Consider the following 25,092-nt stretch of genomic DNA (forward strand, 5'->3'; position numbering starts at 1 on the left):
ATAAATGCAAGGTTTTATACTTCATACTCAAAAGGTAAAAGATGAGGATTTGATTGTTTCCATTTTAAGCCCAAAGAAATTCATAAAAACTTATCGTTTTTATGGACTCAGACATTCTAGCATTTTAAATGGATATAAAATCGACTTTTCCTTAGATGAGCATCCAAGTTTTTTGCCAAGACTTAAAGATGTATTGCATTTAAATTTTTCTTGGATTTTAGACAGAGAAAAAATGTTTATTTGGCAGGAATTTATTCGTCTTTTATTTAACCATTTAAAAGATACAGAAACGATTGAAGAGTTTTATTTTTTACTTTTGGAAGAATGTGTTAAGCGCTTTGAAAGGCAAAATCCTAAAAGAGTCATAGTGGATGCTTATCTTAAAATTTTAGAATTTGAAGGTCGGCTGCGCCAAGATTTTATTTGTTTTTCTTGTGAAGAAAAAATTCAAGATCAAATCACCCTTATAAGAGCTTTTTTGCCTTCACATAGTCATTGTGCCCTAGGATATGAATTTAAAGAAGAAAAAATTAAATATTTTTATAAAAATAAAAATTGTCGAATTTTTGACGATAGGGAAATACAAAATTTATACAATTTAATCAAGGAAGGTTTATGATACTCAGTGATGAAAAATATGAATTTTTAGAAAAAATAGCGAATTTTTTAAGCCCAAAAGATGTTGAACTTGTTTTTGTTGATAGTCAGGAAATGCAAGAAATCAATCTAAGTCAAAGAAATCAAAATAAAACAACTGATGTTTTATCTTTCCCTCTTGAAAATATAGATGAAAATATCCCTCTAGGCTCCATAGTCATCAATACAGAACTAGCTAAAGAAAAAGCAAAAGAATTTGGACACAGCTATGAAGAAGAAATAAGTTTGTTATTTATTCACGCCATGCTTCATTTATTAGGTTTTGATCATGAAAAAGATAATGGAGAAATGCGAAAAAAAGAAGAAGAACTTATAAAATATTTTAAATTGCCTAAGAGTTTGATTATTAGAACTATGGATTGAAAATTTATTTTTTAATTTAATTATTTATAAATATTCTATTAATTTAAAATTTAATTATAAGATTTTTAAGGTATAATTTAGCTTTTATATTCTAAAAAGGATAATTATGTTTTATGTAAAACTTTTGACACCTTTTATAGTTGGATTAATTATTTATTTTATTCCAATTCCAGAAGGTTTAAATTCTAATGCTTGGCTTTATTTTAGTATTTTTATAGGCCTTATTATTGGTTTGATTTTAGAACCGATTGCTCCAGCATTAATCGGAATTATAGCTGTCACTCTAGCTGTTTTATTTAAAGTTGGACCTGTTGGTTCTAATAACATAGAAACCATTATTAAAGATTCTGTTGCAATAAAATGGGGATTATCAGGATTTTCTGATTCTGTAGTTTGGCTTATTTTTGCTGCTTTTACCATAGGACTTGGTTTTTCAAAAACAGGGCTAGGTGAGAGATTAGCCCTTTATCTCGTTTCAAAACTTGGAAAATCTACCTTGGGTTTAGGTTATGCTATTGCTATAGTGGATTTGATTTTAGCTCCTTTCATTCCTAGTAATGCTGCAAGAAGTGGAGGAACAGTTTATCCTATAGTCAGCAATATCTCTCCTATGTTTGAAAGTTATGCGGATAAAAATCCTAGAAAAATCGGTGCTTATCTTGTATGGATGGGTCTAGCAAGTTCTTGTCTTACTAGTTCTATTTTTCTTACAGGTCAAGCTCCAAACCCACTTGCCCTCTCTTTGATCTCTAAAAATGGAGTTATGGTTGTAGATTGGCTTAGTTGGTTTTTAGCCTTTTTACCAGTAGGTTTAATACTTTTTGTTATTACTCCGATTTTGGGATATTTTATATACCCACCAGAAGTTAAAGGATCAAAAGAAATAGCTATTTGGGCAAATGAAAAATATCAAGCTCTAGGAAAGATGCCAACTTCTCAAATTTTTATGCTTCTTATTGCCCTTATTGGATTAGTGCTTTGGGTTGGATCAAGCTTTTTTAAAATCAATGCCACAACTACAGCTTTAATCATGATCATTTTAATGATAGCTTGTAAAATAATTACTTGGCAAGATTTTTTAGGCAATAAACCAGCTTGGAATACTCTTGTATGGTTCGCAACCCTTGTTACAATGGCAGGTGGGCTTAAAAATGTCGGATTTTTGGATTATTTGGCTAATTCTTTAGGACATAGACTTTCAGGTTTTGAACCGTTCATTGCCACTATTTTACTTTTGATGTTATTTTCTTGGCTTAGATATTTCTTCGCTTCAGGAACTGCTTATGTTACAGCTATCATCGCTGTTTTTGTATCTTTAGCTAGCTCTATTAAAGGTGTAAATCCGGCAGAAGTTATGCTAATACTTACATTACCGATGGGCTTTATGGGTATTATCACTCCTTATGGAACAGGCTCCTCTCCTTTATGGTTTGGAAGTAATTACATCAAAGGACCTCAATTTTTCTTACTGGGTGGAATATTTGCTGTAATTTACATGGCAATTTATTTTCTTGTAGGAATTCCTTGGATCGGATTTATAATACCTCATCTTAACTTTCATTAAAAATTAATTTTTCTCCTTTGTTGGAGAAAAATTGATCTCTTAAGAAATATTTTAAAGATTTCAAAATTAAGTTAGAAATTTTCTAACCTAAAAAATTAATGCAAGCTTTCTATATAAGCCATAGCACTAAGTGCAGCTATAGCACCATCCCCTGCAGCACAAATGACTTGCTTAGGAGCATCTTTTCTCAAATCCCCTGCAGCAAAAAGTCCTGAGATATTTGTTTGCATTTTAAGATCAACACTTACTTGACCGCCTTCTTCCATAGCACATAAAAATTGACCGTTGTCTTGCTTTAAAATTTCATTTCTTACATTTAAACCAACAAAAGTAAAAATTCCTGGAACTTTTAAATCTCTAATATTGCCATCTTTTAATTTTACTTTTACTCCACTCACTCCCATTTTATCGCCATAAACCTCATCAATACTTGCACTAGTAATCAATTCAATTTTCCCATTTTTCTTAACTTTTTCAACTGTTGAAGGAGCAGCTCTAAATTCATCTCTACGATGGATAAGATAGACTTTAGAGCAGATATTAGCAAGATATAAAGATTCCTCTAATGCCGTATCACCGCCACCTAAAACTGCAACTTCTTTATTTTTGTAGAAAAATCCATCACATGTTGCACAAGTACTCACTCCTTTTCCAAAAAATTCATCTTCTCCCTTAAAACCAGCTCTTTTAGGAGCTGATCCTGTGCAAACAATTACAGCTTTTGCTGTTTGTGTTTTTCCGCCTTCTAATTTAATCGTAAAAGTTTTATCATCATTTTGCAAAATTTGTTCTACACCAACCATTTCATGTTTAAGTCCAAAACGCATACATTGTTCATTCCAAGGAGCCATAAAAGAAATCCCATCCATAACTTGTGCCACACCTGGATAATTTTCAATTTCGGAACTTGAAGTAATTTGCCCCCCTGGCATACCTTTTTCAAACATCACTACATTTTTTAAGCCGCCACGAGTCGCGTAAAGACCGGCACTAAGACCGGCAGGGCCTCCACCTATAATTGCTAAATCTAACATATAATTTCCTTTTATTTTTATTTTTTATCAGTAATAATATAAAAATTATTCTTAATAGTAGATAATAAAAATTATTATTTAGTATAAATTTGAAATTTGAAAAAAGCTAGCATATGCCAGCTTTTTAAGATTAAAGTAGAGAATTAAGTTTATCAGTAATAGCTTGTTTTGACTGTGCGCCTACAAGTTGATCTACAACCTCTCCATTTTTAAAAAATATCAAAGTAGGAATTGATCTTACTCCGTATTCTGCTGCTAAATCACCTTGCTCATCTGTATTGATTTTGCAAATTTTTGCCTTTCCATCAAAATCATTTGCAAGTTCATCAATCACAGGAGCAAGCATTCTGCAAGGCCCACACCAAGGAGCCCAAAAGTCAACTAAAGCAACACCTTCTTTTACTTGTGAAAAATTTTCAGAAGTTAATTCTATATACTTTCCCATTTTTTTCCTTTCGTAGTTTTATCTAATTTTAATTTATTTTTTTAAATATCAGCTTAAAAACTAATATTTTGAATAAATTCTATTATATTATCCTTAATGCAAATTAGATCAACTTGAAAATCATGATTTAATCTTTTTTTTAAAAGATAAACTTCAATAGTTTTGATGATTTTTTGATATTTATTATAATCAAAACGTTCATAAACATCATAATTATTTTGAGTGAATTTAACTTCTATAAAATGCAATATATCATCTTTTATAGCAATAATATCAATTTCGCCAAATTTGGAGTGAAAATTTCTTTCTAAAATAGTAAAATTATGCTTTTTTAAAAAAATACAAGCCTTATCTTCTCCTTTGATGCCATCAAGATAAGCTTTTAATCCCATTTATTCTTCTATACGCATCATAAAAGGTTTATCTTTAATGAAGTCTTGTTTTTCCAATATTTCAAGCAAAGCTTTGATACTTTTTTCATAGGTAAAATGCGTAGTAAAGAATAAAGTAGCATGATTTTCATTTTTTTTAGATTTTTGTAAAAAACTATCTATTGAAATTAAATTTTTAGACATAAGCTGTGTAATTTCAGACAATACACCTATTCTATCTTCAACTTTAATTCTTAAATAATATTTTGTATAAATTTCCTCTTGTTTTAAAAGTTTAAATTCGATATTTTTTCTAAAACCTAACATAGGTGATTTAAGATTTTCTTTTGCAATATCAATAAGATCTGAAATAACCGCACTTGCAGTTGCCATTCCTCCGGCACCAGCTCCATAATACAAGCTCTCTCCTAGCAAATCTCCTTCGATAGAAACCGCATTCATCACTCCATCTACTTTTGAAAGGATTTTATCTTTGCTGATCATGGTAGGATGAATTCTTAATTCCACGCAAGAATTTTTTAACTTAGCAATGCCTAAAAGCTTAATTGTAAAATCAAACTCTTTAGCAAAATACATATCTTCAGATCCTATATTTTCAATACCCTCGATTAAAATATCTTCAGGTTTAGCATCAAGATGATAAGCAATACTGGCCAAGATTAAAAGTTTATGGGCTGCATCTTTACCTTGTATATCAAAACTTGGATCTGATTCAGCATAACCTAACTCTTGGGCTTTTTTTAAGGCATTGTTAAAATCCATTCCTTGCTGCATACAAGTTAAAATATAATTGCAAGTTCCATTTAAAATACCTTTTATGCCTATTATATTATTAGCGCTCAAGCCCTCTTTTAAAACTTTAATAATCGGAATACCGCCAGCCACACTAGCTTCATATCCAAAAGCTAAATTTTTAGCCAAATTTTCAAGCTCGTAACGATGATAAGCTAATAAAGCTTTATTAGCCGTTACAACGCTTTTTCCTTTTTTTAAAATTTCGCTTATAAGTTCAAAAGGTTTATCAATTCCGCCCATGACTTCAACAAAAACATCGATATCATCTCGGTTTAAAATTTCATTAAAATCCGTTGTTACTGGAATTAAAACATTATTTTTTGGAGTTTTTGCCAAAGCAATTACAGGAATAATATCCTGCCCACATCTTGCCTTAATGATTTTTTGATTTTCCAATAAAGTTTTAACAACTGCACTGCCTACAGTTCCATAACCTAAAATCGCTACTTTCATTAATTATTCTTTAAGATATTTTTTTATATTTCTCGCAGCTTGTCGTATGCGATTTTCATTTTCAATTAAAGCGATACGCACATAATCATCACCCGCTTCTCCAAAGCCAACCCCTGGACTAACAGCCACATTGGCTTCTTGTAAAAGTTGCTTTGAAAATTCTAAACTTTTTAAATGAGCTTTTTGAGGTGGAAGTTTAGCCCAAACAAACATACTTGCATTAGGTTTAAATAAATTCCAACCTATATTAGAAAAAGATTCGATTAAAACCTGCATTCTTTTTTCATAATTTAATCTGATATTTTCAACACAGCTTTGATCGGAATTTAATGCAACCGTTGCTGCTACTTGTATAGGAGTGTACATCCCATAATCAAACCAAGACTTAATTTTTTTCAAAGCACTGATTAAACGCTTATTTCCTACAACAAATCCAACTCTCCAACCGGCCATATTGTAAGATTTTGAAAGAGTATAAGTTTCCACAGCTACATCCTTAGCACCATCAATTTCTAAAATTGAAGGAGTTTTGTAGGAATTGTATGTTAAATCAGCATAGGCGATATCTGAAATAATATAAAATCTTTCTTTTTTTGCAATTTGAACTAATCTTTCATAAAAACTTTTTTCACAAGTAACTGTTGTAGGATTATGTGGAAAATTAACAACTAAATATTTAGGTCTTGGAACGCTTTCTTGCAAGGTTGTGTTTAAAATTTGAAAGAATTTATCCTCATCTAATTCAAATTGATCATTATAAGCTAAAGGCATTTTAACCATATTGCCCCCAGCTATTATAAAAGCTTGAGTGTGTATAGGATAAGCAGGAGTTGGGACTATAGCCACATCACCTGGATTAATCACCGCTCTAGCAAGATTAACAAATCCTTCTTTAGAACCCATAGTAGCAACAACTTCACTTTCAGGATCAAGACTAACATTATATTTTCTTTTATACCAATCACAAATTGCTAATCTTAATTTAAAAATTCCAATCGAAGCAGAATATCCTGAGGTTTTATCTTTGTTGGCACTTTCGCATAATTTATCAATAATATGCTGCGGAGTTTTTCCATCTGGGTTTCCCATAGAAAAATCAATGATATCTTTCCCTAAACGCCTTGCATTCATTTTTATCGCATTAACTTCAGCAAAAACATAATTAGGTAATCTTTCTATAGTGTTAAAACGAATTTCATCAAACATTTTTTTCCTTTATTTTTTCAAAAGTACTTTTAAACCTCTGCGGATATTATCTAAACTATACATATCACTCACTATAACATAAACCGATCCACTTGGAATGAATTCTTCAAAATGGTTATTTTGTTCATTATTTTTTATGCTTTTAATCAAATTAAGATTTTTATCCAAAAATAATACTTTAGGGAACCAAAAATCAGCATCATTTGCATCTATAATTAGTTTAGAAGCATTTTTGGTTGTGAAAATATAATCCTTAAGAGGTCTTTCCAAAACAGTTAAAGAATTTAAAGCGATATTAACATTAGTGTCTAATTTTGCATTATCAAAATTTAAATCATATTGATAAAAATAAGGTCCTATTTGTTTGATATTATCTATATAAACTGAATTTTTTTTCAATAATCTGTACAAAGTTCCTGGATCTAATATATATTGAGAATCAACTTGCACTGTATAATCGATATTTCCCTCATGTAAAATTAATTCCGTAGGAATAAAATAAACATATCCACCTTCAATCAAAGCATCGGATAAAATTTTAAAAAAAACAACCGAATCAGCTTTAGCTCTAAAATTTAATTTTAAAGTTTGAGAATTGGATAAATTTAAATTAAGCAAAGAGTTAATTTTTAAAACTCTTGAAATTTTGGCAATATCCAAATTTCCCTTATTATCTAAATAAGAAGAATTTGCAAACAAAAGCTTAAGTTGAGAATTTTTACTGGCATCATTGACTAAATTTTGAGCCAATTCCAAACTTGAAACCGCAAAAGCTGTCTGTATAAAAAATAAAAAAAGAAAAACTATTCTTACCATTCTCTACCTTTGTTAAGCTTCATAAATTCACTCAAAGAAATACTTTTGATTTTACCATCTTTAATCAAAAAACGCTTAGGATTACCTATTGGGAATTGATGTTCTTTATTATTTTCATCAATAACACTTAAAGCAGAAGGACCTGTTAAAATCAACTGATCAGTATCCAAAGGAAGAGTAAAATCTTGACTTTTTACAAAACTTGTTTTTTTATATTTTTGTAACTCAATAACACCAATCCAAGTTTTAGTAGAAATTTTAAAATAAGCATTTTTATTAACACTTTCTATCGGGGTATTTTGTTCTTCAGGTTTGACATCCTCGACAGTTGTATTATTTTCTATCGTTGTATTTTCATCTGTTTCTTGAGTTATATTTTGAGTTATATTTTGTTCTTGCTCTTGAATATCTTGTTCATTAGATACAATTTCAGAACTTGTGTTTTCATCTGATTTTTCTTTAGCCTTGTTATCGATTACAACGACATTACTTTCTAAAGATTTTAAATTGTTTTGTGCTTGTCCTATGATATCTACAACTGCTGGACTAGAATTATTTTGTTCATTTTTAAAAAAAACTTTAATCGCATCAAAATAATAAATCCCTAAAGCTAGAATAATAGCCACAATGCAAAGCACAATCAAAACACCAAAATTGGTTGATTTTTGATGATAAGCATCAAGCTTTGGGGTTGCAATTTTTATATTATTGTTTTTAATCGTATTTAAATTATTTTCATTTAAATAAGCTTCATACTCTTCATTAAAATCAGTAAAATCAAGATCATATTCTCGACTCAAAATTTTTATAAAACCTTTTACATTAAAACGATGTAAAGTTGAAAAATCTTTTTTAATTAAGGCATTTAAAAAATCAAGTTCAATTTGTGTTTTATCCACAACTTCTTTTAAATTCAAATCTTCAATTTTTTTCCAATTAAGCATTTATCATCCTATCACAAAGTATTGCAAAAGCTGCACTGACATTAAGACTATCAAAATCATGTTTCATCTCTATACCCACGCATTCATCGCATTTATTTATTATTTTTTGACTCAATCCTAAACCCTCGCTTCCTAAAATGAGAGCTTTTTTGTTTTTTTCAAATTTAAAGTCATGAATTTCTTTTCCCCCATTTGCACTGGCAAAAATTTTAAATCCCACCTGCTTTAACTCATTTATAACCGATAAAATATCACCATTTAAAGCGATATCAAGATCTAAAGCCGCACCGCTGCTTGTGCGTATCACTCCTTCCATATTTAATCTTTCTCCGATAAAAACAATTCCACCAACACCTAAAGCATATGCAGTTCTTGCTATAGATCCTATATTTCCAACATCGCTAATACCACAGAGTATGGCTATAAAATCGCTTTTTTTTAAGGAATTTAATTCTTTAAATTGATATTCTTCGATATCAAGCAAAAAACCTTGATGATTTCCGCCTCTAGCATAAGCTTGAGCTGTTTTAAAATCAAGTTTTTTAATTTTAAATCCAAAATTTGCAATCTTTTTAAAAATTTCTTTATCACATTCTTTAGCCAAATAAAGTTCTTTAATCAAATCCTTATGATGCTCTAAAATGTAAAAAAATATTTGTTTTCCATAAACTATCATGAATTTGATTCTATCTAATTTTGACTTAAAAGCAGTTTTGCATAAATTTCTTTTGGATTTTTTCCATTAATTTTTGCTAGAAGTTTGCTTTTGACTTTTAAAGGAATATCAAGTTCTAAAATATCACTTTCCAATAAAGAATTATGATTTAAATTTTGATGATTTTTTGAGATGACAAGCACCCATTCTCCATTTAAATTTGCTTGTTTTAATTTATCAAAAACTTCTTTAGCCTTGCCTTTAAATTTAGTTTCAAATTTTTTAGAAATTTCTTTTATTACAAAAATTTCACGATTTTCATCTATAAGTGAAATTTGCTCCACTAAAGATAAAATTCGCTTAGGCGATTCATAAACGATGCTCGCATAAGGATGATTTAAAGCCCTTTGGATATCTTTTATACGCTCTTTGCCTTTATTGGACAAAAAACCCATAAAAACAAATTCTTTTTCGCTTAAAGCTGAACTTACAAGGGCGACTAAAGCTGCATTTGCACCTGGCAAAACTTCGAATTCAATACCATTTTTTAAAGCAAAATCAACCAAAGTATATCCTGGATCACTAATACCTGGCATACCTGCATCACTTAAAAAAGCTACATTTTTGGAGAAAATTTCTGGATTTAGATTTTTTAAAATTTCCCTTTCATTGTGAGTATGAAAAGCGATCATTTTTTTAGTTTTAAAATCAATTTGAAATTTATGAGAAAGTGATAAAAGTAAAGACTTGCTTACTCTTGTATCTTCACAGAAAAAAATTTCACAAGTCTTTAAAAGCTCTAAAGCACGAAAAGATATATCGCCTAAATTTCCTATCGGGGTAGGAATAAAATAGAGCATAATTATTGCATTGCGTATTTTTTCTTAAATTTCTCTACACGACCCGCAGCATCAACTATTTTTTCACTTCCTGTAAAAAAAGGATGACAACTTGAACAAATATCCACTCTTAATTCATTTTTATTAGACTTAGTTACAAAAGTATTGCCACAAGCACAACTAACTTTACATTCTACATATTCTGGGTGAATTTCTTTTTTCATAACTTTTCCTTAAAAATAAAACAATAAACGGTGATTATAGTAAATATAATATAAAAAATAGATTAATTTAAGTAAATTTTAAAGAAGTATTTTTGAGGCAATTGATATAATGGCGGTTTGACTTTTAAGAATATTTGGAGCTTTTAATCCAATTTTTTCTTTAAAAATTTGTTTTTCACTTTGACTAAATCCTCCTTCAGGGCCTACAAAATAAATTTTATTCAAATCAAATTCCTTCACTTCCCCTTCAAAATCAACCAAAACCGCTTCTGGAAATCTTTCATAAAAATCTTTTATATGATTATAAATTTGTATTTTCATTTTACTTTCTCTTCCGCATTGCTCACAAGATGAAACGATGATTTTTTCAAAACGACTTAAATCTATTTTAAAATTTCTTTGCGAAAAATCAGTGAAAACAAGATGTAAAGTTTCAACCCCAAGTTCATTTAAAAAAGGAAGGGTTTTTTCTAAAATTTTAATATCTATCACAGCTAAAGCTAAATTTAAAGTGGATTTTTTGTGCGTTGTTTTATTTTCCTTATTTAAAAAATGCAACTCGCAAGAATGACGCTCTAGATTAGAAATTTTATAAACATATACAAATTCATCCTCCAAATTTCTTAGAGTTAATATTTCATTTTCTTTAACCCTTCTTGCTTTCAGATGAGAAAATTCTTCGCCCTTTAATTTTAAAATTTCCTCACCAGCTTTTTGATGATATAAAAATTGCATTTTATAAATATTTCTTTAAAACAAAAGGTAAAAATAACAATAACATTTCACAAAATAAAATCAAAAAACTTACCCATCTAAAGGCAATATAACGCCTTATTTTACGAGCTTTTTTAAACTGCACAAAATGAAAAATTGCCAAAGCCAAAATTAAAATCCAAGATGCAATCATTAGCCAAAAATGTAAATTCATTTGAAATTTTTTCATAGCTAAAAGCAAAAGGCCTGTAAAAAGCATAAAAGCTAAAAAAGTATTATATATAGGTAAAAATAATCTAATTCTACGGATAAAAATGAATTCTGTTTTAAAATTGCCTTGAGTTAAAATCAAGTAAAAAAACATCAAAAAACCACTCGCATATAGACTATAAAGATGTAAGGCTAGAAAAAAATGATAACTCTGTTCCATGATTATTTTACCTTAATGATATATTTTGCTAAATTATCGCTTTGTTCTTTTGTTAAAAAAGCATGAGAATCATCTTTTAATTTTTGAATTTTCAAAGTCCAATTCTCAAAACTTAAATTTCTAATAGCTACGCTTTTTTTAGGCCTTAATTCTCCTTTTTCTCCATGGCAACTAGCACATTTTTGTTTATACAAAGAACCTATAACACTAGAATTTGCATTATAAGATGTATTAAAATTATCTGATTCATCATCCACAGGCAAAGGTAAATTTGTATCACTTAATTGGGTTGATTCATCGCTTTTTTCTAACTCAACTTTATCTTCTGTAGAATTTTGTTTTTTAGAATTTAACTCATCGTTATCACCGCAAGCACTGATCAATAAAACGATAAAAAAACTTATAAAAATAGTTAAAATTTTGCCCATTAGATCTCCTTAGGATTTGTAAAAATATGCGAATTTTTTAATTTATCATAAAAATCTATATCATTCCATTCTGCTTTAATGGCTGGTGAAAATTCAATATCATCAAGAGAAATTTTTGGCAAAATATCTGAATAAGCGTCATCTTTAAAAGCTTGAGCGTAACCTGTTCTTGTTTCATGAACTATAATACTTTGCAAATTCACACCTTGTTCTCCATTAACCATCTTTGTTTGCTTAAGCAAAGCATCAATGAGTATAAAAAACACGCGACAAAAATTTTCCGCACTCACATTAACAGGTAAAGTAATCCATCTTTGAGAATATTTTTTCATTTCTTGCAAATAAGATTGATCATCTTGATTAAAAAGCGTAATAGCATGATCAAAACTATCAATAATCTGGCGTATATAAGTTTTTAAAAGCCCAAAATCATAAACCATTCCTGCATTATCCAAATATCGACTTTCAAGCAAAACTTCAACCTTGTAAGAATGTCCATGTATGCTACTTTTACAACGTTTTGAAGAACAAAATCTAACAATATGGGCGTTTTCAAATTCAAATAATTTTCTAATAATCATACACTCTCTTTATCATTCCATAAACGAATATGAATTCTATCAGAATAATTATATCCATTCTTAATACAAAATTCAGCAATTTTTTTTGCATTTTTGTCTAAATTCATCTGATTTTCCCCCATAGGCATACAAAAAACTTCATTAGGAGCTTCTTTTAAAATTTCTAAAATTTCTTCCAAAGAATTATTTAGCGTATTTGCATCCAATACAAATTTATAAAAACTATCTTTAGCATTATCTTTAAATGATTTAAGAGCTTTAAAATTCAAACGCTTATGACGATCTACTCCGCTATTTTCCAATTTAACACTTAAGGCAAAAATACATTCTTTATAAAAAGGATATTTTGAAAAATCAATCTCTATACTACCATTGCTTTCAAAGTGAATTTCAAAATTCGCTTTTAATAAGGATTTGATCAAAGTAATGAATTCAGAATTTTGATGATGGATCAAAGGCTCTCCGCCAGTAATTACAACTATAGGATTAAATTTATCTTTAAGTTTTATTGTTTGATTAAAAATTTCATCCGCGCTTAGATTTTTATATTTTTCTTTGAATTCTTGAGTAAAAACAGCCCTTATGGTATCGCAACCTTTAAGAATTTTTCCATCTTTTTTGATTTCAACCCCAAAACCGCTGCAATTAAAATTACAACCTGCAAAACGGACAAAAATAGCTAACTTTCCGCTATATTTACCCTCTCCTTGGACGCTTAAAAAAGTCTCAACGATTTGCAAACTTAACCTCCGGTTTGGTAAAAAGCACGCAATGAAGTTTCATTATCTACAACACTCCATTTATTTTTTTCAGGCTTATTGCGCAATACTTCTTGCAAAATTTCCACAGCAGCTTTTACGTCACCTTTTCTAATTGCCTCTTTAATACTCAAAGCTTCATCAAAATAAAGACAAGGTATTAAGTGCCCTTCAGCACTAAGACGGATGCGATTGCAAGAATCGCAAAATTCATTACTATGGGGATCAATGATCCCAAATTCATAACCATTAGCACTATAAAGACTCACTGGAGCTTTTTCCGCCTTTTTAATGAGTTTTACATCATATTTTTGACTTAAAATTTGGATAATCTCATCTCTTTTTAAACCTTGCAATTTTCCATAAGCGTGAGTATTTTCCATAAATTCTATAAAACGAATTTGTATATTTTTAGCTTTAGCAAATTCTAAAAGAGTTATAAGCTCATCATCATTTAAATTTTTAAGTGCAACGGTATTTAACTTAACTTTTAATCCAACATTTAAAGCTTCTTCAATTCCAGCTAAAACACTTGATAAAACATCTTTTTGTGCTAATTGTTTTGCCTTTTTTTCATCTAAGGTATCCAGTGAAACATTTAAACGTTTTAAGCCTGCATTTTTAAGATCTTTAGCAAAGTCTTTTAATAAAAATCCATTCGTTGTGATCGCTAAATCAAGATCTTTTTTATAATCATGAATCATTTTAATAAAGATACTTAAATCTTTACGCAATAAAGGCTCACCTCCAGTAATGCGAATTTTTTCAATTCCTTCATCAATGGCTGCTTTTACAAATAAAAAAAGTTCTTCAAAACTCAATAAATTTTCTTTAGGTTGGTGATTAAATGGAATTTTTGGCATACAATAAAGACAACGAAAATTACATCGCTGAGTTACCGAAATTCTAAGATAATCAATTTTTCTACCAAATTGGTCAATTAGCATTAAAACCCCTAATGTTATTTTATAAGCTGTTTAAATTTTAAAACAAGCTCAACATTTCCAATTCCTATCCTTAAGTCTTTGGCGATTTGTTCTATGGTTTTTCCTTCTTTAAACAAATCAATAATTTTTTGTTCTTCTGTATCATAATTTGGAGTAAGCTTAGTCATACTTTGTGCTTTTTGCTCTAAATTTAAAAGACGATTTTGCTGTTCATTTTGAAAATCCTCTATGATATGCTCCATCGTTTTAAGAGTTCTTAAAACAGGAGTAATTTTAGCACTGATTTGTTTTTCAAGTTCAATTTGCATTTCTTCTTTCAAAAGTGTGATTTTATAGTCTTCTTCATCATTTTCATCTTCTTCTTTTATCCCAAGTTCTTTGCGAAAATAATGCATTTCTTTAGTTATATCCTCAATCACTCCTTGAAGCTTTGTAAGTTTTGTATTGTTTTCTCTTTCTTTGATATTAATATAAGCTAACATTGCAACTAAAAGCACAAATACAAAAACCAAATAAATCACATCATTACTCATGTTCTAGCTCCTTTTTATTTCTAATCATATCTCTTTGTACCTCAACAACAAAGGCATCAAATGCCGTTTTATCTTCTGGCTTAATCTTAATGATTTGTGCTAAGGTTTGACTTTTAGCTTTTGCAAAAAGCGCCATTTTTTGATTATTAAGACTAAACCTTATGTAGTATTCTTGATCAATTTCTAAAATATTTTCTAAAAAATTAAGATGTTCAAAATTTAAAGATTCTACGATGGATTTTTGTTTTAAAGGCATAAGTTCTTCATCTTTATGTATAGCGCTTTCTACCCTTAAAATATCTTCTTTTAAACTTAAAATTAAATCAAAAATTATCTTTTCTCCATCGCTAAAATCAATACGAGTGGCCATTTTTTTCCATTTTGAAAGCTGTGAAATGGCTCCGAGTTTAAGATATTCTTGTAAAAAATGATTATCCTCTATCTTGCAACTTTGCAAATCAGCTTCAAATCCAGCTTTAAATAATTTTAATTCCATAATAAATCAACCAAAATAAAAATAAAAAATATCATACTCAAATAGCCATTTAAAGTAAAAAATGCTCTATCAATACGATCAAAATTATTATGAACAATTTTATGTTCAAAAAGCAAAATCACGCCACAAATACATACACCAAATAATGAAATATATCCCAAAGCTATACCCCAAACTTGCCAAACAAAAAGCAACCAAAATAATACAGCTAAAACATGAAAAAAGGCAGAAATTAGTAAAGTTGCTTTAGCACCAAATTGAGCAGGGATTGAAAAAAGTCCTGTTTTTTTATCATAATCCATATCTTGCAAAGAATAAAGCAAATCAAATCCGGCAGTCCAAAAAGTAACCCCTAAACATAAAACAACACTATAAATATGAATTTCACCCATCACGATAACACTTCCAGCTATAGGAGCTAAACCCAAACAAAAGCCTAAAACCAAATGTACCAAAGAGCTAAAACGCTTAAAAGCAGAATAAATTGCCAAAACAAAAAGTACCGGAAAAGAAAGATAAAAAGCCAAAGGATTAATAAAATAAGAACAAAGCACAAAAATCAAAGCGTTTAAAATAATAAATATCCAAATACTTTTTTTACCAATTTTTCCGCTTATATTGGGACGATTAGCACAACGTGGATTATCTTTATCTATATCTTCATCCATTAAACGATTACTTGCCATCGCAAAATTTCTAGCACTCACAGCACAAATAATACCCAAAATCAAAGCCTTAAAACCAAACCAAGCTGTACCATTTGCAAGCTTTGAGCCCACAATCATCGATGAAAACAAAAAAGGCAAGGCAAAAATAGAATGCTTAAATACAATAAGTTCTAAAATATCTTTAAATTTTGTCCAAAATAAATTCATTTTTCCGCTTTAAAAATTTTTGCTATGATTTTACTCAAATTTTAATAAATTTTAGGATAAATTCATTTTATGTTTTTTGAAATAGCTATTATCGGAACAACTGCGAGTGGAAAAACTCATCTGGCTAATTTATTAGCCAAAAATTTTAATGCAGTTATTTTAAGCCTTGATAGTCTTTGTGTGTATAAAGAAATCAATATCGCAAGTGCTAAACCTTCTAAAGAAGAACTTGAAAATTTTCATTATTTTGGCATAGATTTAATCAGTGTTGATGAGCATTTTAATGTGGAGTTATTTATCAAAGAATACCAAAAGGCTAAAGAATTTGCCAAATTAAGAAATTTACCTTTAATTATAACAGGCGGAACTGGATTTTATTTAAAAACCATGATGGATGGCTTAAGCCAAAAAATAGAAGAAATAAAAACTGATCTAAGCAATGATGAAATTTACTCTTTAATGTGCAAAATCGATCCTAGTTTTAAAGTGGAAAAAAATGACACTTATCGTTTGAAAAAATGGTTGAGTATTTATGAGATCACAAAAGAAATTCCTAGTATTTTTTTAAAGCAAACGCAAAAAGAAGGAGTTTTGAAAAATATAGAAATTTATGAAATCGTTTGGGAGCGTAATTTGCTAAGAGATCGCATAAAAATGAGAACTAAAAAAATGCTTGAAGAAGGTCTTTTAGAAGAAGCTAAAAAGCTTTTTTCTCAATTTCATCGCGACACTAAAGCTTTAAATTGCATAGGTTTAAAAGAATGTAAAGAATATTTAGATGGAAAAATTTCTTTTGATGAGCTTGAAAATTTAATCACAACGCACACTGCACAACTTGCCAAACGACAAAGAACATTTAATAGAAAATTTCAAAGCATAGCTTTAAATTTTAATGAAGCTTTTGAAATTTTAAAACAAAAATTCACGCATTAAAAAACAAATGCTCGATTAAAATTTTTACACCCAAAATAATCAAAACAGCTCCTCCTAAAAATTCGGCTTTATTTTTTAAGAAAACTCCAAATTTATTACCTATTTTCAAAGCTAAAACGCAAAATACAAAAGTAATAAAACCAATAAATAAAACTGCTATAAACAAAGGAGTTTCTAAAAATGCAAAACTAACTCCAACCGCTAAAGCATCAATGCTAGTCGCAATAGCCAAAGAAAACATAATCTTAAAATCAAACTGATTAGCATGAATATCACATTCTTCATTTTCAAGTGCTTCTTTGATCATTTTTACCCCAATAAAACCGAGTAAAATAAATGCTACCCAATGATCAATACTTGCCACAAAAGACGCAAAACTTAAGCCAATAATATATCCAAAAACAGGCATTAAGGCTTGAAAACCACCAAAATAAGCACCTACAATACAATAATGTTTCAAATTTAATCTCTTAACACTAAAACCCTTACACAAAGAAACTGCAAAGGCATCCATTGCTAAAGCACAAGAAAGAAAAATAAGACTTAAATAATCCATAAAAACTCCAAAAATAAAATGAAATTATAATCAAAAAATATTAATTTTTTCATAGATAAAATAATTTTAATGGATATTTAAGAATTAAAAATATATAATTTCGCTTTATTAATTTTCAAAAATGTATAAAAGGCCCATTCGTCTAGCGGTTAGGACATCGCCCTTTCACGGCGGTAACACGAGTTCGAGTCTCGTATGGGTCACCACTCATAAATCTACCAAAAAATTAAAAATCTAAAAAAATATTTTTCATAAAGCTTATTTTAAATTACTTTTTTATAACTTTTTATGTTACAATATTTTACCAAAAATAAAAAAGGAGAAAATATGTTTGAATTAAGAAAACTACCTTATGATATCAATGCTTTTAGCGATTTTTTAAGTGCTGAAACATTTAATTATCATTATGGAAAACATCATAATACTTATGTAACTAATTTAAATAATCTTATTAAAGATACGGAATTTGCAAATAAAGATCTTGCAAGCATTATCAAATCATCAAATGGTGGAATTTTTAACAATGCAGCTCAAGTTTATAATCATGATTTTTATTTTGATTGTATCACTCCAAATGCCTGTGAAATAAAAGGGGATTTAAAGGCAGCTTTAGAAAAAGAATTCGGTTCTTTAGAGAATTTTAAAGCTGAATTTATTAAAGGAGCTACAGGTCTTTTTGGATCTGGATGGTTTTGGCTTGTTTATAACAGCAAAAATCAAAAATTAGAATTAATCGCAACTTCAAATGCTGCTACTCCTATCACTGAAGATAAAATTCCTTTACTTGTAGTCGATGTTTGGGAACATGCTTATTATGTAGATCATCGTAATGCTCGTCCTGCTTATTTGGAAAAATTCTATGCTCATATCAATTGGGATTTTGTATCAAAAGCTTATGAGTGGGCTTTAAAAGAAGGTATAAATTCAATCAGCTTCTATGCTAACGAACTTCATCCAGTAAAATGATTCTATTCCGCTTTATGCGGAATATTAATTCTTCTCATTTACGCTAGAAATCATTGCTTTATGTTTTTTTAAGATTTAAATTTATCAAGCTTTATAACTTGAGGTAGTGCAACATTTTATCTACATAGGGCAAAAGTAAGTGTTTTACTTACTCCCCTAAATTTGGCGTCATTTCGATGATTTTCCAAGGAAGCCCGCTAGAATTAAGTTCATCCATGAAAGGCTTAGCGTCAAATTCCTCCATATTAAACACGCCTTGACCTTGCCAAATTCCTTTAGCAATTAGCTTAGTGCCTATCATCGCAGGAACTCCTGTAGTGTAACTTACTGCTTGTGCGCCAGTTTCTTTGTAACATTCTTCATGATTGCAAACATTATAAATATAAATTTGCTTATCCTTGCCATCTTTAATCCCGCGTATCACACAACCTATATTAGTATAACCTTTAGTTCTAGGACCTAAACTTGCAGGATCTGGCAATAAAGTCTTTAAAAATTCAATCGGAATAATTTCTCTTCCTTGATGCATTACAGGTTTAATTCCAAGCATTCCAACATTTTCAAGGCATTTCATGTGGGTAAGATAACTTTGACCAAAAGTCATAAAGAATCGAATTCTTTTAAGTCCTTTGATATTTTTAACTAAACTTTCAAGCTCTTCATGATAAAGCAAATAGCTATCCTTGACTCCAACTTCTGGATAATCCCATTCCATTTTTATTTGCATCGGTTCTGTTTCTATCCATTGCCCATTTTCCCAGTAACGCCCTTTAGCTGAAACTTCGCGTAAGTTAATTTCTGGATTAAAATTAGTTGCAAAAGCATAACCATGATCACCCGCATTGCAATCTAAAATATCAATATAATGAATTTCATCAAATAAATTTTGTTGAGCATAAGCGCAAAAAACATTAGTCACCCCTGGATCAAATCCACTTCCTAAAAGTCCTAAAATTCCATTTTCTTTGAATTTTTCATTTCTGGCCCATTGTTCTTTGTATTCGAATTTAGCCAAATCAGGGTGTTCATAATTTGCTGTATCTATATAATGAATTCCTGCCTTTATACAAGCATCCATTAAGCTTAAATCTTGATAAGGTAAAGCAACATTAAGCAAAATTTGCGCCCCTGTTTTTTTGATAAGCTCTACAACCGCATCACTATCATCAGCATCAATTTGTGCGGTTTGAATTTGCACCCCCAAACGCTCTTTAACAAAAGCGGCAATTTCATCACATTTGCTTTTAGTTCTACTGGCTAAAGTGATTTTAGAAAAAGTATCAGAATTCATTGCGCATTTTACAGTAGCCACACGGCTAACTCCTCCTGCGCCTATGATTAAAAGATTTTTCATTCTTCATTCCTTTAATAAACTAAAGTTATATTATATCATTTTTTACCTTGCTAAAGTAGAATATCAAAATATAAATAAATAAGGAGATTGATGTTTCATTCTTTTTTTGCTTCTAAAAAGTGGGCTTTGTGGGCTTATTTAGGGCTTTTTTTGCTTTTGCTTTTTTTATATTTGCAAACAAGTTTTAATGTGGCACTTAATTCTTGGTATAATGACTTTTATAACACCATCCAAAAACCAAAAATTAATGCCATTGTTTTAAATTTTGACGAAGCAAAATTCAAGCAAGATTTTAAAATCACGCCTTCTTTACTTAGAGAACTTAACATTGACTCTAAAGACTATAATCAAAGTTTTGTGTATGAAAAAGCCAAAGCTAAAAAAATTCAAGAAATCCAAAATGAAAACAAACAAAGACTAAATATAGAAACCACGCAAAATTCATCCTATATTGACAAAGATATTTTTAGGCAAATTATCCAAATTTTAGAAGAACAAAAAGATTATAAAGAACAAAACTTAACGCAAATTTCTCAAAAAATTAAAGATAAAAATTTATCTCTAGATCAAATTAATTCAGTAGTGCAAAGCATTATAAAGGCGAAAGAACAAGCTAAAAATTCTTTTGAAAATGCTAATTTTATTAATAAATTTGCAATTTATTATTATCAAAATTTATTAAAATATTTTCTTCAAACACCCGCGATACTTGAAAAACCTTTTTATGATTTGCAAGATTTTTATTCACTCATTTTTGTTTTTTTAGGCATTGCCATCCCTTATGTTCTCATTGCAACAATTAATATTTATTTTGCAAGCGTTTATGCTTTTAAATGGCGAGAAGCCATGACTTTTTCTTATTTAAAATTTTGGAAAAATAAAAATGACAATATCGAAGGAAGTTCTCAAAGAATTCAAGAAGATGTTTATAATTTTTCTAAAATTGTAGAAAGTCTTGGACTTTCGTTTGTAAAAGCTTTAATGACTCTTATAGCTTTTATTCCTATTTTGTGGAATTTAAGTGATTTAGCTACTAAGGCATTGTTTTTAAATTTGGATGAAAATTCAAGCTTTTATTTTTTAAAAAATACAGATGGATTACTTGTTTATGTTGCCCTTTTTATTTCTTTGGGTGGTTTGATAGCTTCTTGGTTTGTAGGGATTAAACTTCCAGGACTTGAATATAACAATCAAAAAGTAGAAGCGGCCTTTAGGAAAGAATTAGTCTATGCCGAAGATAACCGAGAAAAATTTGCGAAAAATGAAACCATAATAGAACTTTTTACTGGACTTAAATTTAGCTACAAAAGACTTTTCTTGCATTATGGTTATTTTAATATTTGGCTTATTTTATTTGAGCAAATTATTGTTATTATTCCGTTTTTAATCATGGCTCCAAGTCTTTTTGGAGGTATTATTACGCTTGGAATTGTAATGCAAATCAATAATGCATTTGATCAAGTCAGAAGTTCTTTTAGCGTTTTTATTACAAATTGGACAACTATTACCCAACTTAGAAGTATTTATAAGCGTTTAAAAGAATTTGAAATCAATATAGATTATAAAAAATCTTTAAAATAAAAAATTAAGCAAAAAATTTACTTTTAATTGTATAATTAAGTATTTTATTTTAATTATAAGGAGTTTCATTGGACCCCAGTCAGGTTTTTGATCTAAATCAAACTTTACCTTCATCATCTTTTGATATAGGATATTCTATATTTATGGTTTTTGTTGCACTGCTTTTGGTGCTTTTAAATGGATTTTTCGTTTTATCTGAATTTAGTATTGTTAAAGTAAGACGAACAAAAATCGAAGAAATGGTTAAAGAAAAAAAATCAGGTGCTAAAAAGGCATTGGAAGTTACTTCTAGACTTGATACTTACTTGAGTGCTTGTCAATTAGGTATAACTTTAAGCTCTCTTGCTTTAGGTTGGATCGGTGAACCAGCCGTTGCAAAAATGCTTGAATCTGCTTTATTAAAATTAGGTTTTAATGCTGTTCTTATTCATACTATTTCTTTTATTATCGCCTTTAGTATTATCACTCTTTTACATGTGGTTTTAGGAGAACTTGTGCCAAAATCAATAGCTATAGCTATAGCTGATAAAGCTGTACTTTGGATAGCTAGACCTTTAAATTGGTTTTGGATACTCTTTTTGCCTTTTATTAAAATTTTTGATTTTCTAGCAGCAATAAATTTAAAAATTTTTGGAATCAAACCCGCTAAAGAAAGTGAATTAACCCACAGCGAAGAAGAGATTAAAATCATTGCAAGTGAAAGTCAAAAAGGCGGAGTTTTAGATGAATTTGAAACTGAAATTATCCGCAATGCAGTTGATTTTTCAGATACAGTTGCAAAAGAGGTTATGACACCGCGTAAGGATATGATTTGCTTAAATAAACAAAAAACTTATGAGGAAAATATGCAAATTATTTGTGAGCACAAACACACACGTTTTCCTTATATAGACGGTTCTAAAGATAGCATTTTGGGTATGATTCATATACGCGATATCGTCCAAAATGAACTCAATTCTAAAAGTAAAAATTTAGATTCTTTTGTTAAACCTCTTATTTTAGTTCCTGAAAATATCAGCATTTCAAAAGTTTTAGTAAGAATGAATAAAGAAAGATCTCATACTGCACTTGTTATTGATGAGTATGGCGGTACTGCTGGAATTTTAACCATGGAAGATATCATGGAAGAAATTATCGGCGAGATTAAAAATGAAAATGAAGAAGATAGTTATAAAAAACTTGCTGATAATATTTATGAATTTCAAGGACGTTGCGATATAGAAACCGTCGAAGAAATGCTTTTAATCAGCTATAATGAAGATCTTGAACAAGTTACTATAGGAGGCTATGTTTTTAATCTATTGGGTCGTTTGCCAGTGGTTGGCGATCGCATAGAAGATGAGCTTTGTTATTATGAAGTTAAAAAAATGGATGGAAATTCCATAGAGCGAGTTAAGGTTGTAAAAAAAACCGGCAATGAAGAAGAAGTAAGCTAATCTTACTTCTTTCTATAAATATTATTTTTTATTTCTATACACTTAAAACCTTCTTTATTTAAAGTCACTACGCGTAAATAACCCCCAGCATCGATTTTCCCTTCACATAAAAAAACACGCTTTGCAATTTGAGTTGGTAGCTTTTCTCTATTTCTATGCCCAAAAATTTGATAAATATTTTCTTTGTTTAAATTGCAAAACTGATTAGCAATGCTTTGGCTATTTTCACAATGCCCAACCCCATAAATAAAATCATAACTTGGCATAAAGCTAATCTGCCAAGGTTCAGAAGGCAAGACATTTACACCTCCATGAGAACAAAAAATCAATTTATCTTCAAATTTATAATACAAACACTCTTTTAAATAAGGATAAAATTTTTGCGCGTCATTTGGGGTGAGTTTTTCTTTTTTAAAATCTTTTAATGTATTTTCATTAAATTCCTTAGAATTAGCAAATTCTCCATTTGCCCAATTTATAAGATATTTTTCATGATTTCCTTCCAACAAGCACACATTTTCTTTTTCGCAAATTTTTAATAAAAATTTCAAAACTTTACCATTTTCTATACCTCTATTGATATAATCTCCTAAAAAAATATAATACTCATCTTCTTTGATTTTTTTAATATATTCTCTTAAAACACTATAGCACCCTTGTATATCTCCTATATGGTGAATCTTTTTATAAGCACTTAAATCAGGGATTTTATAAAGACATTCTCTCCAATTTTGAGGAGTTAAAATCGGATATTTTTTAGGAGTTTTTTCCAGTAAAAAATGCATTCTTTCTAAAAGGGCGTAAGGGATTAAAAAACCTTTTTCTTTGGCTTTTTGTATATTTTTTGTAAAACATTGCTCTAAAGAGCTTTTAAATTCTACAATATAAACTGTATAGCGATATTTATTCGCTAATTCTTTATAATTTTTCAAAACTTGATCATAAGCATTAATAATGCAAAATTCACCCTTTTGCATACGCAATTCTAAAAGGGTAAATAAAATTTTATAAAGCTGAGTATCGTTTTTAGTGTTTAAATTTCTATATTCACTTGCAACTTCTTTCACACTTCCAGAAAGCAAACGAAAAAAATTTAAATCAAGCGTATAATCTTGTAATTGATTTTGAGCAATAAATTCTTCTTGTCCTGCGTAATAATTTCCTCGCAATATGAGTAAAATTCGCAACTTTTTACCTAAATTTTCTTTAAAAATTCTGTTTTAAGAACAATAGTGCCAAATTTATCCACTCTAGCTTCAATTTCATTATCTTTTGAACTTAATTTAATATTTTTTATGGTTGTCCCTCTTTTTAAAGTAGCACTAGCTCCTTTTACTTTAAGATCCTTGATCACGCTTACATTATCTCCTGAATTTAACTCGACTCCATTAACATCTTTAGGCATCTTTTTCCTTTCTTTGATCTAAAATATTTAACATTTGAACGATTAAAGCAAAAACCATAGCTACATAAACATAAGCTTTATCTATATGCAAATCAAAACCTTCAGCCACCAAAACGCCACCGATTAACACTAAAAAAGTCAGTGCTAAAATTTTTATACAAGCATATTTTTCAACAAAACTAGCAATCGGCTTAGAAGCAAAAAGCATCACTGCTACGGCAAGAATTACTGCTATAATCATAATTGTAACGTCTTTAGCAATTCCCACAGCAGTAATCACGCTATCTAAAGAAAAGACTATATCTATGATCGCTATTTCAGCTACAACTACCCAAAGTTTATTACTCGCCTTAAATTGACTTTCATTTTCTTCTTTGTGTAAAATTTGATCCTTAATTTCTTTCATGGATTTGATAATCAAAAAAAGTCCTCCAAGCAAAAGCACCAAATCCCTACCTGAAATTTCATTACCCAAGATATCAAACAAAGGCTTTGTGAGCTTCATAACCCAAAAAAGTGATAAAAGAAGTAAAATTCGTGTGATCATCGCAAAAGCAAGACCTAAAATACGCCCTTTATCTCGAGATTTTGGAGGTAACTTAGCCACTAAAATAGCTAAAAAAATAATATTATCAATCCCAAGCACAATTTCAAGTGCAGTTAAAGTGATCAAAACGATCCAAGAATCAAAGCTAAAAACCCATTCAAACAT

General features: G+C 29.4%; 31 protein-coding genes and 1 tRNA gene. 8 read left to right on the top strand and 24 right to left on the bottom strand.

Annotation, left to right across the window (positions count from 1 at the left end; translation table 11 throughout):
- The first annotated feature begins 4 nt into the window (after positions 1-4).
- The 3 genes from recO (at position 5) to CQA75_RS05615 (ending at position 2,584) form a co-directional block, all read left to right on the top strand.
- The gene (gene recO, locus CQA75_RS05605; protein WP_137624052.1) at positions 5-619 is read left to right on the top strand and encodes a recombination protein RecO; all 615 of its coding nucleotides are present in this window, start codon (positions 5-7) and stop codon (positions 617-619) included.
- Entirely contained in the window at positions 616-1,020 is a 405-nt protein-coding gene (ybeY, locus tag CQA75_RS05610; RefSeq protein ID WP_137624053.1) for an rRNA maturation RNase YbeY, read from the top strand. The genes recO and ybeY overlap by 4 nt, the downstream gene beginning before the upstream one ends.
- Before the next feature lie 106 nt (positions 1,021-1,126).
- Positions 1,127-2,584, top strand: coding sequence for a DASS family sodium-coupled anion symporter (locus CQA75_RS05615; protein WP_137624054.1), 1,458 nt, complete (start codon positions 1,127-1,129; stop codon positions 2,582-2,584).
- 95 nt (positions 2,585-2,679) lie between these two features.
- Here the strand turns inward: CQA75_RS05615 and trxB are convergent, their stop codons facing one another.
- The 19 genes from trxB to mqnP form a co-directional block, all read right to left on the bottom strand.
- Positions 2,680-3,618, bottom strand: a complete 939-nt coding sequence (gene trxB / locus CQA75_RS05620) for a thioredoxin-disulfide reductase (protein WP_137624055.1) — start codon at positions 3,616-3,618, stop codon at positions 2,680-2,682.
- Positions 3,619-3,748: 130 nt separating this feature from the next.
- Entirely contained in the window at positions 3,749-4,063 is a 315-nt protein-coding gene (trxA, locus tag CQA75_RS05625; RefSeq protein ID WP_137624056.1) for a thioredoxin, read from the bottom strand.
- Positions 4,064-4,116: 53 nt separating this feature from the next.
- Positions 4,117-4,455 (bottom strand): YraN family protein, encoded by a 339-nt coding sequence (locus tag CQA75_RS05630; protein WP_137624057.1) that lies wholly within the window; start codon positions 4,453-4,455, stop codon positions 4,117-4,119.
- The gene (locus tag CQA75_RS05635) at positions 4,456-5,703 is read right to left on the bottom strand and encodes a homoserine dehydrogenase (RefSeq protein WP_137624058.1); all 1,248 of its coding nucleotides are present in this window, start codon (positions 5,701-5,703) and stop codon (positions 4,456-4,458) included.
- Positions 5,704-5,706: 3 nt separating this feature from the next.
- On the bottom strand, positions 5,707-6,909 hold the full coding sequence (locus CQA75_RS05640; protein WP_137624059.1) for an LL-diaminopimelate aminotransferase: 1,203 nt from the start codon (positions 6,907-6,909) through the stop codon (positions 5,707-5,709).
- Between the two features lie 9 nt (positions 6,910-6,918).
- Positions 6,919-7,725, bottom strand: a complete 807-nt coding sequence (locus CQA75_RS05645; protein ID WP_137624060.1) for a hypothetical protein — start codon at positions 7,723-7,725, stop codon at positions 6,919-6,921.
- A complete protein-coding gene (locus tag CQA75_RS05650; RefSeq protein WP_137624061.1) occupies positions 7,719-8,669 on the bottom strand; it encodes a hypothetical protein in 951 nt (316 codons plus the stop codon). The genes CQA75_RS05645 and CQA75_RS05650 overlap by 7 nt, the downstream gene beginning before the upstream one ends.
- Positions 8,662-9,345 (bottom strand): 23S rRNA (guanosine(2251)-2'-O)-methyltransferase RlmB, encoded by a 684-nt coding sequence (gene rlmB, locus CQA75_RS05655; protein ID WP_137624062.1) that lies wholly within the window; start codon positions 9,343-9,345, stop codon positions 8,662-8,664. The genes CQA75_RS05650 and rlmB overlap by 8 nt, the downstream gene beginning before the upstream one ends.
- A 14-nt stretch (positions 9,346-9,359) precedes the next feature.
- On the bottom strand, positions 9,360-10,184 hold the full coding sequence (gene rsmI / locus CQA75_RS05660) for a 16S rRNA (cytidine(1402)-2'-O)-methyltransferase (RefSeq protein ID WP_137624063.1): 825 nt from the start codon (positions 10,182-10,184) through the stop codon (positions 9,360-9,362).
- A gap of 2 nt (positions 10,185-10,186) precedes the next feature.
- Positions 10,187-10,387, bottom strand: a complete 201-nt coding sequence (rpmE, locus tag CQA75_RS05665) for a 50S ribosomal protein L31 (protein ID WP_137624064.1) — start codon at positions 10,385-10,387, stop codon at positions 10,187-10,189.
- 78 nt (positions 10,388-10,465) lie between these two features.
- Complete coding sequence (locus CQA75_RS05670) at positions 10,466-11,122, bottom strand: 16S rRNA (uracil(1498)-N(3))-methyltransferase (protein ID WP_137624065.1); 657 nt, start codon at positions 11,120-11,122, stop codon at positions 10,466-10,468.
- A gap of 1 nt (position 11,123) precedes the next feature.
- Positions 11,124-11,531: a hypothetical protein gene (locus CQA75_RS05675; protein ID WP_137624066.1), complete on the bottom strand. Its 408-nt coding sequence runs from the start codon at positions 11,529-11,531 to the stop codon at positions 11,124-11,126.
- Positions 11,532-11,533: 2 nt separating this feature from the next.
- Positions 11,534-11,959: a cytochrome c family protein gene (locus tag CQA75_RS05680; protein ID WP_137624067.1), complete on the bottom strand. Its 426-nt coding sequence runs from the start codon at positions 11,957-11,959 to the stop codon at positions 11,534-11,536.
- Positions 11,959-12,540 (bottom strand): 6-pyruvoyl trahydropterin synthase family protein, encoded by a 582-nt coding sequence (locus tag CQA75_RS05685; protein WP_137624068.1) that lies wholly within the window; start codon positions 12,538-12,540, stop codon positions 11,959-11,961. The genes CQA75_RS05680 and CQA75_RS05685 overlap by 1 nt, the downstream gene beginning before the upstream one ends.
- Positions 12,537-13,280 (bottom strand): 7-carboxy-7-deazaguanine synthase QueE, encoded by a 744-nt coding sequence (locus CQA75_RS05690; protein WP_137624069.1) that lies wholly within the window; start codon positions 13,278-13,280, stop codon positions 12,537-12,539. The genes CQA75_RS05685 and CQA75_RS05690 overlap by 4 nt, the downstream gene beginning before the upstream one ends.
- Positions 13,281-13,282: 2 nt before the next feature.
- Complete coding sequence (moaA, locus tag CQA75_RS05695; RefSeq protein ID WP_137624070.1) at positions 13,283-14,245, bottom strand: GTP 3',8-cyclase MoaA; 963 nt, start codon at positions 14,243-14,245, stop codon at positions 13,283-13,285.
- 14 nt (positions 14,246-14,259) lie between these two features.
- The gene (locus CQA75_RS05700; RefSeq protein ID WP_137624071.1) at positions 14,260-14,778 is read right to left on the bottom strand and encodes a DUF6115 domain-containing protein; all 519 of its coding nucleotides are present in this window, start codon (positions 14,776-14,778) and stop codon (positions 14,260-14,262) included.
- Entirely contained in the window at positions 14,771-15,274 is a 504-nt protein-coding gene (locus tag CQA75_RS05705; protein WP_137624072.1) for a hypothetical protein, read from the bottom strand. The genes CQA75_RS05700 and CQA75_RS05705 overlap by 8 nt, the downstream gene beginning before the upstream one ends.
- On the bottom strand, positions 15,265-16,149 hold the full coding sequence (gene mqnP / locus CQA75_RS05710) for a menaquinone biosynthesis prenyltransferase MqnP (RefSeq protein WP_137624073.1): 885 nt from the start codon (positions 16,147-16,149) through the stop codon (positions 15,265-15,267). Before mqnP ends, CQA75_RS05705 begins: the two co-directional genes overlap by 10 nt.
- Positions 16,150-16,218: 69 nt before the next feature.
- Between mqnP and miaA the strand changes: the two genes are divergently transcribed.
- Complete coding sequence (gene miaA, locus CQA75_RS05715) at positions 16,219-17,082, top strand: tRNA (adenosine(37)-N6)-dimethylallyltransferase MiaA (protein ID WP_137624074.1); 864 nt, start codon at positions 16,219-16,221, stop codon at positions 17,080-17,082.
- Here miaA and CQA75_RS05720 read toward each other — a convergent pair.
- On the bottom strand, positions 17,072-17,638 hold the full coding sequence (locus CQA75_RS05720) for a manganese efflux pump MntP (protein WP_137624075.1): 567 nt from the start codon (positions 17,636-17,638) through the stop codon (positions 17,072-17,074). The two genes, miaA and CQA75_RS05720, sit on opposite strands and share 11 nt — an antisense overlap.
- Positions 17,639-17,769: 131 nt before the next feature.
- Between CQA75_RS05720 and CQA75_RS05725 the strand changes: the two genes are divergently transcribed.
- Positions 17,770-17,844: transfer RNA gene (locus CQA75_RS05725), tRNA-Glu, on the top strand.
- Between the two features lie 121 nt (positions 17,845-17,965).
- The gene (gene sodB / locus CQA75_RS05730) at positions 17,966-18,604 is read left to right on the top strand and encodes a superoxide dismutase [Fe] (RefSeq protein WP_137624076.1); all 639 of its coding nucleotides are present in this window, start codon (positions 17,966-17,968) and stop codon (positions 18,602-18,604) included.
- A gap of 148 nt (positions 18,605-18,752) precedes the next feature.
- Here the strand turns inward: sodB and CQA75_RS05735 are convergent, their stop codons facing one another.
- Positions 18,753-19,958, bottom strand: coding sequence for a saccharopine dehydrogenase family protein (locus tag CQA75_RS05735; protein WP_137624077.1), 1,206 nt, complete (start codon positions 19,956-19,958; stop codon positions 18,753-18,755).
- A 90-nt stretch (positions 19,959-20,048) separates the two neighbouring features.
- Here CQA75_RS05735 and CQA75_RS05740 point away from each other — a divergent pair, with 90 nt between their 5' ends.
- Both CQA75_RS05740 and CQA75_RS05745 read left to right on the top strand, forming a co-directional pair.
- Positions 20,049-21,539, top strand: coding sequence for a putative transporter (locus tag CQA75_RS05740; protein WP_137624078.1), 1,491 nt, complete (start codon positions 20,049-20,051; stop codon positions 21,537-21,539).
- Positions 21,540-21,607: 68 nt separating this feature from the next.
- Positions 21,608-22,975: a hemolysin family protein gene (locus CQA75_RS05745; protein ID WP_137624079.1), complete on the top strand. Its 1,368-nt coding sequence runs from the start codon at positions 21,608-21,610 to the stop codon at positions 22,973-22,975.
- Between the two features lie 2 nt (positions 22,976-22,977).
- Here CQA75_RS05745 and CQA75_RS05750 read toward each other — a convergent pair whose 3' ends face one another.
- The 3 genes from CQA75_RS05750 to CQA75_RS05760 are packed head-to-tail and all read right to left on the bottom strand — an operon-like array spanning position 22,978 to position 25,092.
- On the bottom strand, positions 22,978-24,162 hold the full coding sequence (locus tag CQA75_RS05750) for a metallophosphoesterase family protein (RefSeq protein ID WP_137624080.1): 1,185 nt from the start codon (positions 24,160-24,162) through the stop codon (positions 22,978-22,980).
- An 8-nt stretch (positions 24,163-24,170) separates the two neighbouring features.
- The gene (locus CQA75_RS05755; RefSeq protein ID WP_137624081.1) at positions 24,171-24,380 is read right to left on the bottom strand and encodes an alkylphosphonate utilization protein; all 210 of its coding nucleotides are present in this window, start codon (positions 24,378-24,380) and stop codon (positions 24,171-24,173) included.
- On the bottom strand, positions 24,373-25,092 hold the full coding sequence (locus CQA75_RS05760) for a TerC family protein (protein WP_137624082.1): 720 nt from the start codon (positions 25,090-25,092) through the stop codon (positions 24,373-24,375). The genes CQA75_RS05755 and CQA75_RS05760 overlap by 8 nt, the downstream gene beginning before the upstream one ends.

This window comes from Campylobacter taeniopygiae (assembly GCF_005406225.1).
GTDB lineage: Bacteria > Campylobacterota > Campylobacteria > Campylobacterales > Campylobacteraceae > Campylobacter_D > Campylobacter_D taeniopygiae.